The following is an 18,999-nucleotide window of genomic DNA, read 5'->3' as shown; positions in this document are numbered from 1 at the left end:
CAATGGCAGTTTTTGAAAGTTTAGGCAAATACCGTAATACGGGATTATTAATTTTAAGAGTTGGTTTAGGTATCATGATGATGGTGCATGGTCTGCCTAAAATTATGGGTGGCCCAAGCGGATGGGAAGGATTAGGTGGCAGTATGAAAGTTGTGGGCATAGATTTTTTGCCAACGATTTGGGGGTTTTTAGCCGCCATAAGCGAAGGTTTAGGTGGCTTTTTACTGATCTTAGGTTTATTTTTTAGACCTGTTAACATGATGTTAGTTTGCACCATGATTATTGCTGCATTAGTTCACTTTGCCAAAGGCGATGGTATTAATGGCGCCTCTCATGCAATTGAATTAGGTATTGTGTTTTTAGGGTTGATTTTTATTGGGCCTGGTAAATATAGTGTGGATAGGAAGTAGGGCATCAGGTCAGCATTAAATAGTACAATAAGCTTTATTCTAATGACTTTATTAGATTGATATAATCATTCTCTTCAGTGCCTTGTGATATCGTATATTCATCAATCTGCGATTTATAGTTAGGCAAAAGCTTTGCGAGTGCTTTTTTATTCAATTTTACCTCAGATTGTTTATCGTTAACTAAAATAAAATATTTGATGTTTTCATCTATAACTTTTTCAACCGTAGCCGAATTATAGCCTTTACGCTCTAAAACAACTTTTTTTGTTTTCTTTAATAACTTAATGTCACCATCCGTTAAAAGTTCAAAATACTGATCGTTCTTATCATTTATTAAAAATGTTCTTGTTTGATTTGGAGCAAACAATTTAAATACAGCTACCCTGGGAAAGAACTCAAATATTTTACCATCTTGTTGAAACAATAATTTGTCTGTAACAGCATCATATTTAATTGCTTTTGGCTTAACTATACTTCCATTTGCCAACTTAACTTCTCCATTTAGCCAAGCATCAACTAAATAGGGAGTTCCGGTCACATTTTCATACCGTGCAGTGGTAAGAGGCTTGCCAGTAGTTTGATCAGGTATAAATTCATATTGAGCCTTACTTAAATTTATAGATATAGCGTTTATTGCTAAAAAAAGCAAGAAGCTGTTTAATAATTTGTTTTTCATAATCCTTTTAAAAGTAAATAGAGGAAGTGCATTACACACTTCCTCTATTAATTAATCTATTGTTACCAACCTGGATTTTGTTGGTCTTTTAATGTTGGGTTTGTATTTGTTTCAGTAACTGGAAAAGGCCAAACAAATTTAAAATCACTATAAGGCACTGCCGTTATCGCTCTTGGCCCTGTAAAAGGTACAGAGGCGTTCCACGCTGAAGCAGTAATTCCTGCCCAATCAATTTTAGCTGGCACACCACCCGTAGAGAAATTAACGTCATTCGCTAACCGATGAATATCACTCCATCTGTGTCCTTCTGCTAGAAACTCTATTCTTCTCTCGTTTAAAATTGCTAGTGTTAAACTATTAGCAGTAGTAAAATTTGTAATTGTATAACGATCTGCTACGTTAGTTACAGCTCTATTTCTAACCGCATTTAATAAGGCTAAAGCCTGTGGGCTTAACGCTGTTTGTCTAGCATTTGCCTCTGCAACATTTAGTAAAACTTCTGCATAGCGAATAATAGGGTTTGCATCAGTCCATGTTGTAAAGTCAGGATATTTAGTTGAAAAAACTCCTTTAGTTGAGTTAACTACTGTTAAAGAAGATCTACGTAAATCTGCAGGCAACCAAAAAGATGCATTATAAATAATTGGAGAAACTGCCATTAAAGCTCTACCTGGAGTATTAGTATACATAGTAGAGATAGCCCCATTGGTACCTGAATTTCTAGTTGTAGAATTCTCAATAGAAAAAATAGATTCTGTATTAGAGAAATTGCTTGCAGTAACAAAAGGACCTGCAGGAGTTGCAGTTAATGCATATCCACCTATCGGACTTGTATATGGAGCTGCTGCAGAAATGATTTTAGCACCTTCTGCAATTACAGCTGGCCAATCTCCTTTATGCAAGTTAATTCTTGTCTTTAAAGCTATGGCCGCACCTTTAGTAGCTCTTGATACTTTTAAGGTACTACCAGTGTAAGTAGCCGGAAGATTAGCCTCAGCAAAATTTAAATCTTCTAACATTTTATCATAACAATCCTTTACCGTATTTCTCGCTTGACTAAGATTTGCATCTACTCCAGCAGGAGAGCTTGCAGCTACTGTTCTATATGGAACTCCTAAGTGAGTTGCTCCAGCACTGTGCGAATATGGCCTAGCAAAATGAACCAACAATTCATGATGAGCCATGGCTCTTAAAAATCTAATCTCACCTTCATATTGCAAAGCCAATGGCCCTGGTATTGTTCCATCAGTAGCGGCTTTTTTCACTCCTTCAATTACTACATTGCCTCTATTAATCATGTTATAAAGTGTTTCCCACATACCTTGATTGTTTGCTGTGGTAATACCATAAGTGTTACCATAAGTGATCCCAAAAAATGATGGAACAGCAATCATGTCTTCACCTCTTGCATCCTGCTGTAGCGTGTTTGCAGCACCAAAAGGATACCCTCTATTTGATCCATCTGTATAGGGCCCAGCTTGTGCCGCACTATAAACACCCGTTATTGCCAAAGCTACCCTTGCTGGGGAACTAAATGCGCTTTCTTCAGAGAAACTGTTATTTGGCTGTAAATCAGTAACATCTTTACAAGACGAAGCTGTAAGCATAGCTCCTATAATTGCAGTGGTTACTGATAATTTACCTATATTTAATATTTTTTTCATTCTATTCTTTTTTTAATAATGAACACTAAAACCCTAAGTTAAGACCGAAAGTAAAAGTTCTTAACTGCGGATTACCATTAAAATCTACCCCAGCACCACTTGTATTTGTTTCTGGGTCTAATCCAGAATAACCAGTAACTACAAATACATTTTGAACTGAAGCATAAACTCTTAATTTACTAATTCCTACCTTAGATAATACATTAGAAGGCAATTTATAACCTAATGCCAAGTTATCTAATCTTAAGAAATCTCCCTTTTCTACAAATCTTGTTGACGCTTGATCTTGTAAATTAACAAAAGTCCCTCTTGCAGCCCATAGTTTTGGCGTTTGACCATCTCCTGGCTCTGAAGGGCTTTTCCATCTACCTAAAACTTCAGTAGAGTTGTTTACAAAGTTCATGTTCAACAAATCTTGTCTTGTGCGGTTCATTATATAGTTACCGCCTTGAAAGCGAAAGAACACATTTAAATCAAAATTATCATAGGTTAAAGTGTTGTTAAATCCACCGAACCATTTAGGCAAACTGTTACCCAAAATCTTTCTATCTGCTGCAGCTAATGTAGCTGCTGCACCTAAAACAGATGGATTAGCAGGATCGTAACCCACATAAGATTGAGTAGTAATATTACCTTGAATTAAAGCTCCATTAGCTTTTTGATAAATTGGATTACCATTAGCCATATTTACGCCCATATATTGATAACCATAAATTGCATTTATAGACTCGCCAACTCTAATGATATTAAATGCTCCAGCTATATCCTGATTATTTACAAGAGCTAAAACTTTATTATTTTGAGTAGAGAAATTTAATGACGTATTCCATTGCAATTTATTTGAAGAAAGCACATCAGCATTAATTGCAAACTCTAAACCATTATTGGTTATACTTCCAATATTTCTGCTAATTGAGTTACCCGGAATACCAACCGAAGGAGGTGTTGGCGCACTTAATATAGCATCTATATTATCTTTTTTCCAATAAGCAGCTACAACGTTAACTCTATTATTGAACATTGACATATCTATACCAATATCATACGATTTTTGCGATTCCCACTTCAAATCTGGATTACCCGTTTGGTTAAATCCAATACCACTTTGGTTACCATAAGCTGCTGCTGCATAAGTACCTAAATAAGGGAATGAACCAATACTTGTGTTACCAACTTCAGCAAATGATCCTCTTAGCTTTAATTCATTAATGAATTTTAATGAACTTGAATTTTTAAAGAAATCTTCTTCAGAAATTCTCCATGCTGCAGATACACCAGGGAAATAACCAATACGATTTGCTTCAGGTAATGCAGATAAAGCATCACGTCTAATTGACGCTCCTAAATAATATTTGCTTTTGTAGTTATAACTCGCTCTAGCTAAATACGATTCGATACCACCATAAGTTAAACCACCAGATACGTTAGGTGTAACAAATGTATTTGAAGTGATGTTCTGATTAAAGAAAATATCTGAAATATTTGATATTGACGCTTGATAAAATGAACTTTTATCTTTTTGAAATTCAGACACCAGAGTTACATCAATATTATGTGTAGAATTAAAAGACTTAGTATAAGTCAAAATATTTTGCCAGTTCCATCTCATAAACGGTGAATACGCTTGAGACATATTTCCATTTGCACTTAGACCATCACCAGCACGTGGATCTGTATAAGAGAAATCATCAACAAAAGAAGCGTCTAATCCCAATTGTGTTTTAAATTTAAGCCCAGAAATAATATTAGCCTCTAAGTATGTATTTCCTAAAACTCTATAAGTTTGAGATTTTCTAGGGTTTTGTTCTAGTACAAATAAAATATTTGGAATATTATCTGAAATCGTAATTAGATTTGAACCTGAACCTAATGACCTTCTATCTGGAGCAATATTATAACCTGTTGGATCTGCAGGGTTGTAAACAGGAACGTTTGGCAGCATTCTAGTTGCAGCAAAAATATTTCCTGATAGGGCATTTGAAGCAGACGTTGGCCCTAAGTTATTCTGATAAGTAAAACCTGATGTAATACCAAAAGTAAACGTTTTATTAATTTTTTGATCCAGATTTGCTCGAAGAGAATAACGCTCTAATGAGTTTGCAACAATTGCACCTTTTTGATCTGAGTAACCCAAAGAAAAATAATACTTAGTTTTGTCTGTACCTCCAGAAGCTGATAGTGCATGATTTTGTTGCAATGCCTGTCTAAATACTACATCTTGCCAGTCTGTATCTACAAAACCACCACTTCCATTTGGAGTTGGCACAGCATTAACTACAGTTACACCTGCATTACGATATCTCTCGTTAGCAATTTCTATAAATTGATCTGCATTTAACAAATCAAATCTTTTAGAAACATTTGCAACTGCTGCATAACCATCATAACTAAATTGAGCACCATTTTTACCTCTTTTGGTGGTAATTAAAACCACGCCATTTGCAGCTCTAGAGCCATAAACCGCTGTTGCAGCTCCGTCTTTTAAAATATCTATAGACTCGATGTCATTTGGGTTAATATCTGCTAGAGCATTAGCGCTTGTAAAACCTCCAACGTTTCCGCTTAATGAAGGAACACCATCAATAACAAATAAAGGAGATGTACCAGAGCTAATTGAATTGATACCACGAATTCTGATTTGAGGAGCTTGCCCTAATAAACCAGAGGGAGTAATTACCTGTACACCAGTAGCTTTACCAGCTAAAGCTCTATCAAAAGAAGGGATAGCGACATCCGTAACAGAACTGCCAGAAATCCGAGATACAGAAGCGGTATTGTCTTTTTTACTTACAGTACCATATCCTGTTACTACAATTTCACCTAATGCTTTTGAGTCAGATACCAATGCAGCATTAACTACATTACTGGATCCTACGGACACAGTTAACGAGATAAACCCAATAGAGCTAAATTCAATTGAATTTAAATTACCAGGCCCAATAAATGAGAACTTACCATTTGCACCTGTAGAAGTACCAATGTTTGTTCCTTTAACCCTTACACTAACTCCGGGTATTGGTAAGCCATCATCCTTTGATGTTACAGTACCAGTAATTGTTCTGTTTTGCGCCATTGCCGCAGAAGCCACAAATAGCAAAATGAACAAACTTTGTAGAAGTTTTTTCATAAATTTTAGAATTTTAGTTTAGTTTTTAGTTAATTAAATATTAAATATATGGTTATTGAAACACAACCGCAAATTATTTTAACATATAATTAACAAAAATATTACAAATATTGGCATTGCAATAGCAGTTTCTATTATTAGTTAAAAGTTTTAACTCTTGGTTTTAAATCTGCTTTATTTTTAAGATTATTTGTTTGTTATTGAAGATTATTTTGTCATAGAGTTATAACCATTAATAGATTGAAAGAACTTCTTATCTCTCTCTATAAGCTGAACCGCTTATTAACCAAAAAGGAACGAGTCATGTTATCAATTCTGATAACATAAGTATTAATTATTGCAAAAAACTTAAGTTTAGGCGTTTTAATTAAAAGTCTTCACTATTTCGATTAAAGTATCTTGATCTCTAAAATTGACTTTTTTATCATTTAGGATAGTCAAGGTAGCTTCTGTGATTTTTGGTCGTGACAAAAAGAATTTTTTATCGCGTTTTATAGCAATTAGTTGATTGTTTTCGTGTAGATAATAACTTACATCATCTATAATACTTTTAACTGTAGTTGCAGAATTGTAGGCTCTAGCCTCAGTTATTCGTTTACCTTGTTTTTTAAGTAGTTTTATCTTCCCATCTACCAACACTTCAAAAAAGGTTGAAGTTGTAAATTGATTATAGCTTGGAAAACCTGCTCTAAAAATCCTTTTCTTGGCCCCAACTTTATCTTCAATCACAAATTCTTTAATTGGAGATGAAAAAATCATCGTTACATCCCCTTTACCTAAGAAATAAGGCACATCTTCTAACAAATTATATTTAACCATAACATTTGTATATTCTTTACCATTTGAAGATTTTATTGTAGCAGGCAGCCAATTTTCATAAAGCAGTTCAGTTCCTTCAACATCAGTTTTTTTTATTAAAGTGGCAGGTGAGCCGTCTGCATAAGATTGAAAACCTTGTTGAGCATTTAAATAGAAGAAACATATTAGCAGCGTGAGTGTTAGGATTATCCTTTTCATAATAAAATTTTATACAATATAAAAAAAGGGGAGCAAACTTTGCTCCCCTTTAATTGATTATTTTAATTCCAACTTGGATTTTGTACCAAGTTAGAATTTGCATTCCTTAATGTTTCTGTAATTGGGAATGTCCATTCTCTAGCTGTTGGTGCTAATGAACATTTCGTAATTGGACTTTGAGATGCAATTCCACAAGTACTTCCTCTTGTTAAAGTTCTCGTAGTACGTTTCAAATCGAAAAAACGATGGCCTTCACCAACAAATTCTCTTCTTCTTTCATTCGCAATTGCATCAATTAAAGTAGCACCAGTTAAACTTTCGTTAACATAGCCTGCAATCCTAGCTGTTCTAACTGCATTTAAATCAGTCATTGCTAATCCTTCTTGAGCTGGAGATCCTTTAGCATAAGCTTCTGCACGAATTAAATATAGCTCTGCTGTTTTCATGGCAACAAAACTGGCATTACCATTAGAAACTCCACCTTTTCCTCTGTATTTTGTTAAAGCTAAGGCTTGTGGCACTTCGGTAGTAGGTGAAACGTTTGCAAAATAAGCACTATATCTAATATCTGTATTACGAATTAAACCAGCAGTACCAGAAACTGTAGCAATTTCTAAAGCCGGCCTGAAATAACTTCTATTATTTGTTGCAAAAAAGGCAAGAAAAGTTGGTCCACTTTGTCCAGCATCGAACTGTACATTCCAGATTATTTCTCCTGTAGCTGCCTCGGTATACATACCAGTAAAGGTAGCCTGATTAGTAACTAAAGCTGGTGCTAAAGCAATACCTGCTGTTGCTGCTGTTATTGCATCAGCATATAGGCCTGCATATAAAGAAACTCTAGCTTTTAATAAATGTACTGCCGATAAACCAATTTTTGGTTTTGTTAATGCAAACCCTTGATTAACGTTTCTATCTACATCCGCTAAAAGTGTCTGAGCCGCACTGATATCTGCAAACAATTCATCGTAATATACTTTGTTAGAAACTCTAGCTGGTTTAGCAGCGGTAGTAACTTCGAAAGATTTACTATAAAACAATGCTAATGCTGTAGTGCTATTTCTATCGTAACTTTCAGCAAAATATTTAAATAGATCGAAATGAGCAAGAGCTCTAATGGCATGAGCTTGACCTTTGATTCTATTTGCTCTTTTTTGATTTGCTGGCGTTGTAAACTTATCGATATCTCTTAAAACAATGTTTGCTACAGAAACCACTTTATACATTGCATTATAGATGTTAGTGATCTGCGCAGTATTTTGTTGAAACTGTAAGTTAGCCATGTCTCTCGAGTTAGCTAAAGTTTGAATTGTTTCGTATAGGTTGTCACTTAATACGTCTGGCATAATTGCCGCTCCGCCTCCAGTTCCACTATTTGAACCATAATAATCACCTGCTCTAAAATTTGCATAGGCTCCGTCAAGTACCTGCTCAACTTGTTCAATGCTTGATGGATTGTTAACTGCATCAAGGGCAAATTCTGGCTCAAGATTTACAAAGTCATCTTGACAACTTTGTAACGTAAATACAGCCACTAAAATTAACGCTGATGTACGTTTAAATATTTTATTTATCATAATTTTCTTCGTGTTAAATATTAAAACCCAATGTTTAAACCAAATGTAGCTTGCACTAAAGATGGATATTGTGCACCTGTTAAAGAAGTACCTGTTGCTTCTGGGTCAAACCCTCTGAAATCTGTTGATGTCCAAAGGTTCTGTCCTTGAACAAAAACTCTAGCAGATCTAATTTTTATACTTTTTAACAATGCTGGCCTAAAGTTATATCCCAAAGTAACGTTACGTAACCTCCAAAAACTAGCATCATCTATTAATCTTGATGTTTGTGGTTGATAAGCATTTCCAGGTCTTGGAACATCCGTATTTCTATTTGTAGTAGTCCATTCGTTTAACATAGAAATATGCATATTATCGAAATAATACGTTGGATTTAAAATGTTATTCAAATCATTATTATACATTTCTCTATTTAAGAAAAAGTTAACTTGAGCACTTAAATCAAATCCTTTATATTCAACTCTTGTTGATAATCCACCAAACCAAGGCGCATCAGAAGTACCATATTTAATTTTATCCGCAACACTAAAAGCCTGAGTTATTGTTCCGTCTAATTTTCTGTATTGTGCGTTTCCTGTTACAGGATCAACACCAGCATAAGGAACTAAGAAAAGCGTATTTACAGGACTTCCCTCAGAAAGAATTGTTACTCCACTAATCACATCGTTTTGTGGCAATGAAGTAATTTCATTTCTATTATAAGATATATTTGCTCCCAAATTCCAAGTTACTGAAGAAGATCTTACCAGATCACCATTTAAGGCAACTTCAACACCTCTGTTTCTAAGAGTACCAAAATTACTTTGGATAGATGTAAAACCACCTGCAGATGGATCTACTGGCAGGTTATAAAACTGATCTGAAGTATTTCTGTTATACCATTCGATTGTACCATTTAATCTGTTTTTAAGCACTGCGAAATCTAATCCAATATTTGTAGTGGTATTAACCTCCCAAGATAAAAGTGGATTTCCTGGAACATTTGGAGACCAAGCGCCAGCACCAGCATAAGCTGTACGAGCAAATTGTGGTATTGGATAAAGAGCAGCTCCGTTATTACCAGTAGAACCGTAACTAGCTCTAAACTTAAGGTTATTAATAAAAGTGAATTTTTTGATAAAATCCTCTTCGCTAGCTAACCAAACTAAACCTACTGAACCAAAGTTAGCCCACTTATTGTTCAATCCAAATCTTGATGAACCATCTCTTCTACCAACTAAGTTGATGAAATATTTACCATCATAACCGTAGTTAGCGGTTGCAAATAACGACAATAGGCCATATTGGTTACCATTACCAGTAACAGCTGGAATATAGTTTGGAGTGGTAGCAGTACCAGGTGTAATACCAGCTTCATTAGTAAAACCGTTAGTAAAACCATATCCAGTAAAGCCAAATGATCTAAAATCATTTTTAATTAACTCACCGAAAATACCACCGTTAACTTCATGTTTGCCGAAAACATTTCTATAATTAGCAGATGTTGTTCCAGTATAACGGAAGTTTCTATCCATCGCTCTATTTAAGATCCCTTGTCTAGCGATACCTGTTGATGTTTTAGGATCGGTAAATGTTGCATTTTCATTTTGAGTATAATCAATTCCCCAGTTAGTTCTTAAAAACAAACCTTTAACAGTTGGGAAGTGATACTCTAAATAAGTTGTTGCTATACCTTTTAATTGTTTGTTATAGTTATAATTTAAAAACAACTCCATTGCGCCATTTGGTTGTCCTGAACCCAATTGACCTGTACCTACACCACCCGACTCGTTAAAACTACCATCAGCTAAATAATCCACTTCGTAAGGGTTACTCCAACGTATTGCATTTAACGGAGAACTTAAAAATGTATTTGCTTCACCAGTATTTCTTCTGTCTGAGAAACCACCTTGTACACCTAAACCAAATCTAAAATTCTTAACTGTATTATCCACGTTAGCTCTAGCGATATAACGTTTTAAACCTGTAGTTTGAACAATACCTTCTTGATCCATATATGATAATGAAGCATAAAATCTACTTCCTTCACTACCACCATTGGCTGAAATTTGGTGCTGTTGAGTTTGCGCTGTTTGAAATAAAGCATCTTTCCAACTGAAGTTTATTCTCTTTAAAGAATCCTGTTGCGCAGGAGTCCATCCATAAGGATTTCCTCTTTGTACTTCATAATTGATTTTCTGCTCACTATTCATTACAATTAAACGGTCTTCTGGCATAGTGCTTTGTCCTACTTGCAAATCATAATTGATCTGAACTTGTCCAACTTTACCTCTTTTAGAAGTAATTACGAATACACCATTTGCACCCCTTGAGCCATAAATACCTGTAGAAACAGCATCTTTTAATACTTCAATGCTTTCAAAATCAGCTTGGTTCATTGTTTGGAAATCAGCTGCTGAAATTTCAATACCATCTAAGATGAACAATGGTGTGTTTACACCATTAATTGAGCCATTACCCCTAATTCTTACAACAGCTTGCTGACCTGGCTGACCACCATTTGCTACAACAGTTACACCAGTTGCAGCACCTTGTAGCGCTTGGTCAAATGATCCATAAGTTTGTTTTGCAACATCTCCTGTAGATATACTTGCTGTAGCACCAGCAAATGATCTCTTGCTTACAGCACCATAACCAGTTACTACAACCTCCCCCAATGATTGAGAGTCGGTTACTAAAGCAGTATTTATAACACTGTTTGAGCCAATTGAGATTGTTTGAGCAGCAAACCCTATTGAGCTGATTTCTAACTCTGTTGCACTCGCTGGAATTGAAATGGTATATTTACCATCCGCTCCTGTAGAGACACCTATTTTGGTGCCTTTAACTTTTACACTTACTCCAGGCATCGGAAGTCCGTCATCTTTAGAGGTAACTGTACCAGTAATTGTTCTTTCTTGTGCCATTGCAGAAGTTGCAACGAACAACAAGATGAACAAACTTCGTAGAAGTTTTTTCATAAAATTTAAAATTTAGGTTAGTTAATTAGTTTTGTAAAGTATAAATGTAGTTACAATAGATGTGTAACACAAATTTTATTTAACATTTTTTAACAATAACCTAACACAGCAAATTGAATAATTTTAAAATAAACGCTTAAAAACAAGAGAAATCAGCGTTTTCTAAATTAAATACCACCCTTTTTATGCAAGAAAATATTTTTTAAAGCCTAATCAGCCTTCATTGACAATGGAATCGGAAAATAAACCTAATATAAACTCAATAATCATGTAAAATAATTTAATTATTACTGCAATAATCAATTTAGTTTATAAAGCTTATCTTTTATTTCATAAAAATCGAAATAAAAACGCCTATTTTTATTAAACCCAATAAAATTTTGATTTTTACACTTCTAACTTAACACTATAAAATTTATAGCATTAATTATTCATGTTTGCAAAATAAAAATTTAATTATTATCTAACCAAAAACAATGCATTTGCAAACATTTGCTTTCCGTTTTCCCAAAATGAACGGAATAAAACATCAGTACCCAAGTAAATAATCGTACCCCTGCCCGATTGTTGTACACCAAACAATAAACCTGTACTCAATTTCTTTTTCACTTTTGTTCCAGCAACACCTGCAACATAACTATCGGCTTTTAAAGTTCCTACATTGTATCCATTTTCTAAGGGTTCGTAAATTTTGTCGTCTGTTTTTAAAGTATAATAGAATTTGCCTAAACCAGCCACTAGAGGATGAGTTTGATCTAATGACACTTTATAAATAGCACCAGGAATTGAATTTTGCAAATCATCCTTGTCTTTTTCTGAGTATTTACGCTCTTCTGTTTCTTTGTCTTCTCCTTTAGGATAGATTTTTTTCTTGATCTCAAATGGCTTTTTACCAATCATTGCACCAATAGCATCTTCTATTAATATTAGTTTTCCACCCAAATTAATCCAACTAACAAGTTGCTCTGCTACTTTATCATTGTATGATCCATCTGGTAAAATAAGCGTGTTGACTTTATTGATATCTAAATAAGCCAAATTTTGAGTAGTTAACATATTAACTGGGTAATTCAATTCTTGTTCAAAAAAGTGCCATATTTCACCTACACTTTGCGATGAAGTTTCTTGACCAGTGACTAAACCAATTTTAGGTGTACTCAATATAGTGTAAACAGAAGAGCCGAAATCCTTTCCTTTATCAACAAAACCGCTTGCAACAGGGTAAAATGTAGTATTGTAATCTTTAGCTATGCTTATTAAAAGTTGATTGAAATCTTTTACTAAACGTTCATTTTCAGCTCTATAAACTAACAATGATCCGGCAGGAAAAGCCTTTGCACCAATCGTGAAACCTTCTTCCGCTATGCGAACCTTAACCTTTTGATTTTGCAAAGCAACCAATGTTTTAGCATCAGCAACAGCATTCCATGGTAAAACCCAAGCATAAGGCTTATCAATTACTGGTACGGCTTCTTTTTTCTCTTCAAGGGCATTAAAACTACCATTAATAGTTTCCTTAACGGCATAAGCATTTAAACCATAAGCATAAGGTAATGCCCAAGCGGTAATATCATAGGTATTTGAATCGGTTACAACCGTTTGCGGCTCAAATAATACACTTGCCAAAACTGCTTTTGGTTGCTGTAAATTCAGCACCAAATCATTTCGTTCAATTTTAAAGCTTTCTGTTTTTTGTGTCTCAAAATTATATCCGCTTACAGTTTTATCAGCACCAAAACTAAAAGCGATGTTATTCTTCTTTAAAAGTTCTTCCAATTTGCGCAAACGAGAAATATTTTGTGCTTTTACCACATAAGTTTTATAATTACCTGGCGGATTACTCACGCTTTGTTCAAAATATTTTTTAAACTCTACTACCAATTTATCGGCGTGTGTGGCAACTGTTTCTATAGTTGCCATAGAAGTTGTAAAATGATGATCAATTCTATCCTTTAAAGTAAGTGTATCGCCATCATTGGTAACTACCGCTAAACCTGCACGTATACCACCTTGCTCATAAGTCATTCCAATTGCTCCGTTGTAAAGTGGATAAGTATCTCCATAAGAAGGATAAAGCAAATCAAAGCGCTCTTTTGTAAAATATTGCCATCCATTTTGATCAAAATATTTTGCATTATTTTTGCCTACAGTAACCTGAAATTCTCTTTGCCAAGCGGTAATGTCTTGATGTACAGGTTCTGCTGCAGGAGCAAAATAATAAGGCTCGTTATAACTTTGCTCATGAAAATCTACATGCACTTGTGGCATCCATTTGTGGTAAGCAATAATTCTCTGTTGTGTTTCTACTTGAGTTTGCCATGCCCAATCTCTGTTTAAATCGTAATAATAATGGTTTGGTCTACCACTTGGCCAAGGCTCAGTATGTTCGCGAGCGCTTGGATCTGGGTTTGGAACTTTTCCACTTACTTGATTGTAATTTACCACATATCTATCTCTTCCATCCGGATTTAAACACGGGTCGATGATAACAATTGTATTTTTTAACCAGGCTTTTGTATTGCTATCATCGGCCTTTGCTAAAGTATATAAAACCTTCATAGAGGTTTCGGTAGAATTTGCTTCGTTGCCATGCACATTATAACTTAACCACAATATAGCTGGCTGATTAGCCATCTTCGGAGCGCTTTTATCGGCTTTTGCTAAAGCTAAATTGCTATTTCTTATTTGCTCCAACTTATTCATGTTGGCCTCATCAGAAATTACAGCTAATAAAAGCTCTCTTCCCTCATAAGTTTTGCCATAAGTTTGTAGTTGAATATTTTTTGCGTTAGCGGTAACTTTTTTAAAATATTCTACCACTTTATAATGTGGCGTAAATTTACTGCCTAAAGAATATCCTAAAAACTCATCTGGAGACGGAATTTGTGCATAAACAGTAGTTGTTAAAAAGCCAACAATAAATAGGGAAAGTATGTATTTTTTCATTTCACTTGAATATTTTTCAATGATACTAAAAAGGATTTTGTATTTATCTTTGCATTCGTAATTTTACGATTCAATTTATCCGCTTTGCGCAATGGTAACCACCGAACAACTTTACGAAATATATAAAAAACAGCCTATAATTTGCACTGACACAAGAGCAATTACTACTGGTTGTTTGTTTTTTGCCCTAAAAGGAGAAAATTTTGATGCCAATACTTTTGCAGCGCAAGCTTTAGCAGATGGAGCAGCCTTTGCCATTGTAGATAATCCTAAAATTGCAAAAAGCGACCGCTATTTATTAGTTGATGATGTTTTAACCGCATTACAAAATTTAGCCAAGCATCATAGAAAGCAATTAAATATTCCTGTAATTGGCCTTACGGGAAGTAATGGAAAAACCACTACCAAAGAGTTGATTAGAGCAGTACTTGCTGAACAATTTAAAACTTTCGCTACTAAAGGAAATTTAAACAACCATATTGGCGTACCATTGTCTATTCTTTCTATGCAGAGCGATGTTGAAATTGCGGTAATAGAAATGGGGGCCAATCACCAAAAAGAGATTGAGCTTTTGTGCGAAATTGCACAACCCACGCATGGATTAATTACCAACGTAGGCATGGCGCATTTAGATGGCTTTGGCGGTTTTGAAGGGGTTAAAAAAGGCAAGGCCGAGTTGTTTGCCTACCTTAAAACGAATCATGGATTTGCTTTTATCAATAGAAATAATCCCTATTTGTTAGAAATGAGCAGCAAAGCTGATTTAAACAAAGTGATTTATTACGGTACAGAAAAAGAAAATACGATAAGTGGTAAACTTAAACACAGTGATCCATTAATAGAATTTGAATGGGCAAATCAATCGACAACTTACGAGGCTAAGGCCAACTTAACTGGAACATATAATTTTGAGAATATTTTAGCTGCCATTTGCATCGGCGATTTCTTTAAAATTAGTGCCGAAAAAATCAATAATGGTTTGGCAAACTATTTTCCAACTAACAATAGATCGCAACTCACAAAAACAGAAAACAATACCGTAATCTGCGATTTTTATAACGCCAATCCGAGTAGTATGGCTGCCGCTTTAAATAACTTAAAGGCTTTAAATTCAACTCATAAAACGGTAATTATTGGCGACATGTTTGAGTTAGGTCCAGAAGCTGCCGAACAACATTTGCTGGTTGCTCAATTAGCTCAACAAAATCAGATAGACCAAGTCATCTTTATCGGAAAAAACTTTTACGAGTTTAAAGATCAATTTAATGGTGATTTTTTTGCAACTCCCGAAGCTGCAAAAGAATATTTAATTAATAACCCAATTAAAAATAGTTTAGTATTGCTAAAAGGCAGCAGAGGCATGGCTTTAGAACAGCTTTTGCCTTTAATTTAAGCAAACAATAAATTGTTATTTGCCAACTCTTTCTAAAGCCATTTTTAAATCAGATTTAACATTATCAGGCACGTTTTTATCTGCAATCATTTGATTTGCTTTAGTTTTGAACTTATCAAAATCCTTGATTTTGATATAAATTATCGCTTTCACAAAATCTTTCATAAATGCTTTAGATTCGTCTTCGGCAGTTAATTTAACAGCATCTAGTTTTACTAATAAAGGTTCTAATTTGCCTTGTTCAGCAAACTTTGGACCCATATTCATAAAAGCATTACACAACTGGTCGAAACTTATTTTTGTGGGTGTACTTTCTATTAACACATTAAACTCTGCCAAAGCTTCCTCAGTTTTGGTATTATCTAGAGCAAATTGTGCTTTAAAATAGTGTGTAATAAAAAAAGCTTTTTCAGGAATGAATTCTTTTAAAACCACATTCATTTTATCATAATCAATTTGGTCTGCTTCTGGATCTTGAACTTCTTCTGATAATGCATAGGCCATTGTTAAATTCACCAAACGTTCTTCAAAGTCAGCTGCTGTAAATTTACCCGATTTAAGGATCAGCTCTTTATTCGCTTTAAAATACCTCACATCTCTTAGGTTTTGCAAACCAGAAACATGTACCATTACCAGTTCAATTAAATCATCATTGGCTAAAATATTTGTTTGTTTGGCTAAATAATCGCTAATGATTTGATCGGCCTCTTCATCTTCAAAATCGGCTGCCATTGCTGCAAATTTTAAAAACTGAGCGCTATTTAAACTTAATGCGTCTTTCTTTAAAGTATAGTATTGAGACGTTGCTTCTTTTGCAGTTTGCCCTAATTTGACAAAATCTGATACCGGTTTATAACCAATGCCTTTATGCAACAGTGCACCATCGGCATTAATAAAAAGCAAATATGGATAGGCAGTTACAGCATATTTTGCTGCTAACATTGGCCCTTCGCCTTTCTCCATATCGTATTTTACGTTGATGAAATTGGCATTGTAATAATCCGCTGATGCTTTATCGGTATAAACTTCGCTATCCATTTGTTTACACGGACCACACCAAGTAGCATACGCATCCAAAAAAATAATCTTATTTTCTTTTTTTGCTTTTGCTAATACGGTACTCCAAACCGGATTATCTAAAAAATTAATTTCGGCATTTGCTGTAAAACCTATAAAAAATAGGATGATGATGCAGGCAACTTTCTTCATATTGTAATTTTATAATCTTAGCTTTTCCTTCTAGGATTTAAAAACTAAGGTTTATTTTCTTCTGCTTTTTCTACTTTTATTCCTATATCGCTAATGCCAACCAATGGGTTATCTCGCATATTTTGCTCAATTTCAATTTCATATTTGCCTGGTTTAGCAAAGCGATAATTAGTTAATAACGAAAAATTGTTGGTGTAAATATCTCCTGAGCCTTTCCCTAACCATTCTCCATCAGCTTTTGCTAATTTAAACTGATAACGAGTGCTTTTTTTTAAGCCATTACCTTTAACATTTGCTAAAACAAACAAATTGGCATACCGATAATCTGCCGTATGGCGCAACTTGAAATAGATGTTATATGATTGATTTATGTCTTTAATTTCGACAACTGCTTTGGCGCTTTTGGCATAAGTCCAGTTGTTATCGGCTACAGCCACATTGGTGTCAACAAGGTTATTGCTTTCACAACTTGCCAACATCAATAGCATCGCCACAAATGGCAAAAAACACTTCAATTTATTCATTTGGTTTAGGCGCTGAAGAATCTGCGTTTTTATTTTTATTGCGATTTTTATTTCTGTTCCTATTGTTACGATTAGCTTGTTTTGGAGCTTCACCTGATGGTTTTTCTCCACCTTCTACCGCCGGGTTTTGAGCAATAGGATTTGGCTTTGGTTGCTGATTTGGGTTTGGCTTAGGTTTAGGCGTTGCAGCATTTGGCTGGTTAGGTTTTTGACCTTGTGGCCTTGGCGTATTTGGCTTGGCAGGATTATTCGGCTTAGCTTGTTGTGGCTGCTGATTTGGATTTGCAGACTTTGGACCGCGATTTTGGTTACGATCGTTCCTTTGGTTCGGATTAGCAGATTTATTATTCGGATTGTTACTTTTATTACGGTTATTGTTGTTGCGGTTTCTCGCTCTTTCATCTAACCTTGTTAAACTATCCTGACCAACAACGTTTTCGTAATCATGTACTTTTTCAACAATAGCTGTAGTTTTTAGCTCAACCGCTTCGTCTTTAAGATTTACAGGTTTTTCGCCTTTTTTATTCATCGCCATAATTTCTTTTACGCGATCAACCTTTAGCGGGATCCAATCTTCTTGATTGGCGTAGCTAAACCACATCAGTTTTTTAAAAATATCTGTTTTTTGATGACGAGCAACGCCAACTTCTGTTTGTAACGATTCAATTCGATCTGGAATATCTTTTAAAGCATCTAAATACGTATCCAGCTCATAATTTAAACAACATTTTAACTTGCCACACTGGCCGGCAAGTTTTAAAGTATTTAAAGAAAGGTTTTGGTAACGAGCCGCAGCCGTAGAAACCGTTTTAAAATTAGTTAACCATGTTGAACAACATAACTCGCGACCACAAGAGCCGATACCGCCTAAACGACCTGCTTCTTGGCGCATCCCGATTTGGCGCATCTCAATTCTGATACGGAAAGTTTCGGCCATTTTTTTAATGAGCTCTCTAAAATCTACCCTACCTTCTGCAGTATAAAAAAACGTTGCTTTTGTTTTGTCACCTTGGTAATCTACATCGCTAATTTTCATCGATAAACGTAAATCTAACGCCAAAGTACGGGCTTTATGCATGGTTTCCCATTCCATATCTTTGGCTAATTTCCATTTATCAACATCAGCTTCTGTAGCCTTGCGGTATATTTTACGCGTAACTTGATCTAGTGGAGTTTTGCGACGCTTCATTTGCATACGCACCAATTCGCCAGTTAAAGAAACGTGGCCAATATCATAACCACCCGTAGCGCCTTCAACAGCAACCAATTCACCTATTTCGAGGTAAATGTTATCGTTATTTAAAAAGAATTCTTTTCTAGCTCCTTTAAATTTAACTTCAACAACCTGAAAAGGTATATAATTAGATGGCATATCTAAATTCGATAGCCAATCGTGAACTTCCATTTTTTGGCATCCGCCAGTAAGACATGAGCCATTACTTTTGCAGCCAGAGGGGGCACAACCGCCTCCTGTTGAACAACTTCCACATCCCATA

At 34.9% G+C, this 18,999-nt stretch carries 12 protein-coding genes; 2 read left to right on the top strand and 10 right to left on the bottom strand.

The window, feature by feature from the left end:
• Positions 1-2 precede the first annotated feature (2 nt).
• Complete coding sequence (locus FA045_RS01025; protein WP_136873541.1) at positions 3-410, top strand: DoxX family protein; 408 nt, start codon at positions 3-5, stop codon at positions 408-410.
• 34 nt (positions 411-444) lie between these two features.
• Here FA045_RS01025 and FA045_RS01020 read toward each other — a convergent pair whose 3' ends face one another.
• The 7 genes from FA045_RS01020 to FA045_RS00990 all read right to left on the bottom strand — a co-directional run bounded on the left by FA045_RS01020 (position 445) and on the right by FA045_RS00990 (position 14,377).
• Positions 445-1,086 (bottom strand): hypothetical protein, encoded by a 642-nt coding sequence (locus FA045_RS01020; RefSeq protein WP_136873539.1) that lies wholly within the window; start codon positions 1,084-1,086, stop codon positions 445-447.
• A gap of 62 nt (positions 1,087-1,148) precedes the next feature.
• Positions 1,149-2,750, bottom strand: coding sequence for a RagB/SusD family nutrient uptake outer membrane protein (locus FA045_RS01015; protein WP_205943073.1), 1,602 nt, complete (start codon positions 2,748-2,750; stop codon positions 1,149-1,151).
• Between the two features lie 25 nt (positions 2,751-2,775).
• Positions 2,776-5,877: a SusC/RagA family TonB-linked outer membrane protein gene (locus tag FA045_RS01010; RefSeq protein ID WP_136873537.1), complete on the bottom strand. Its 3,102-nt coding sequence runs from the start codon at positions 5,875-5,877 to the stop codon at positions 2,776-2,778.
• Between the two features lie 363 nt (positions 5,878-6,240).
• Positions 6,241-6,894, bottom strand: a complete 654-nt coding sequence (locus FA045_RS01005) for a hypothetical protein (protein ID WP_136873535.1) — start codon at positions 6,892-6,894, stop codon at positions 6,241-6,243.
• A gap of 62 nt (positions 6,895-6,956) precedes the next feature.
• Entirely contained in the window at positions 6,957-8,471 is a 1,515-nt protein-coding gene (locus FA045_RS01000) for a RagB/SusD family nutrient uptake outer membrane protein (protein WP_136873533.1), read from the bottom strand.
• 20 nt (positions 8,472-8,491) lie between these two features.
• Positions 8,492-11,431, bottom strand: a complete 2,940-nt coding sequence (locus tag FA045_RS00995) for a SusC/RagA family TonB-linked outer membrane protein (RefSeq protein ID WP_136873531.1) — start codon at positions 11,429-11,431, stop codon at positions 8,492-8,494.
• A 459-nt stretch (positions 11,432-11,890) separates the two neighbouring features.
• The gene (locus tag FA045_RS00990) at positions 11,891-14,377 is read right to left on the bottom strand and encodes a M14 family metallopeptidase (RefSeq protein ID WP_136873529.1); all 2,487 of its coding nucleotides are present in this window, start codon (positions 14,375-14,377) and stop codon (positions 11,891-11,893) included.
• A 91-nt stretch (positions 14,378-14,468) separates the two neighbouring features.
• On the opposite strand from FA045_RS00990, the gene FA045_RS00985 reads away from it, so the two are divergent.
• The gene (locus FA045_RS00985; RefSeq protein WP_136873527.1) at positions 14,469-15,770 is read left to right on the top strand and encodes a UDP-N-acetylmuramoyl-tripeptide--D-alanyl-D-alanine ligase; all 1,302 of its coding nucleotides are present in this window, start codon (positions 14,469-14,471) and stop codon (positions 15,768-15,770) included.
• Positions 15,771-15,785: 15 nt separating this feature from the next.
• Here FA045_RS00985 and FA045_RS00980 read toward each other — a convergent pair whose 3' ends face one another.
• From FA045_RS00980 to ricT, 3 genes are read right to left on the bottom strand one after another with little or no spacing between them, the layout of a single operon-like run.
• Positions 15,786-16,979 (bottom strand): thioredoxin family protein, encoded by a 1,194-nt coding sequence (locus FA045_RS00980; protein WP_136873525.1) that lies wholly within the window; start codon positions 16,977-16,979, stop codon positions 15,786-15,788.
• Positions 16,980-17,023: 44 nt separating this feature from the next.
• Positions 17,024-17,503: a gliding motility lipoprotein GldH gene (locus tag FA045_RS00975; RefSeq protein WP_136873523.1), complete on the bottom strand. Its 480-nt coding sequence runs from the start codon at positions 17,501-17,503 to the stop codon at positions 17,024-17,026.
• Positions 17,496-18,998, bottom strand: coding sequence for a PSP1 domain-containing protein (ricT, locus tag FA045_RS00970; protein ID WP_225871232.1), 1,503 nt, complete (start codon positions 18,996-18,998; stop codon positions 17,496-17,498). The genes FA045_RS00975 and ricT overlap by 8 nt, the downstream gene beginning before the upstream one ends.
• Position 18,999 lies beyond the last annotated feature (1 nt).

The organism is Pedobacter cryotolerans (genome assembly GCF_005116475.1).
Classification (GTDB): Bacteria; Bacteroidota; Bacteroidia; order Sphingobacteriales; family Sphingobacteriaceae; genus Pedobacter; species Pedobacter cryotolerans.
Note: the sequence above shows the minus strand (reverse complement) of the source record. Positions and strands in the feature narration are given on the sequence as shown.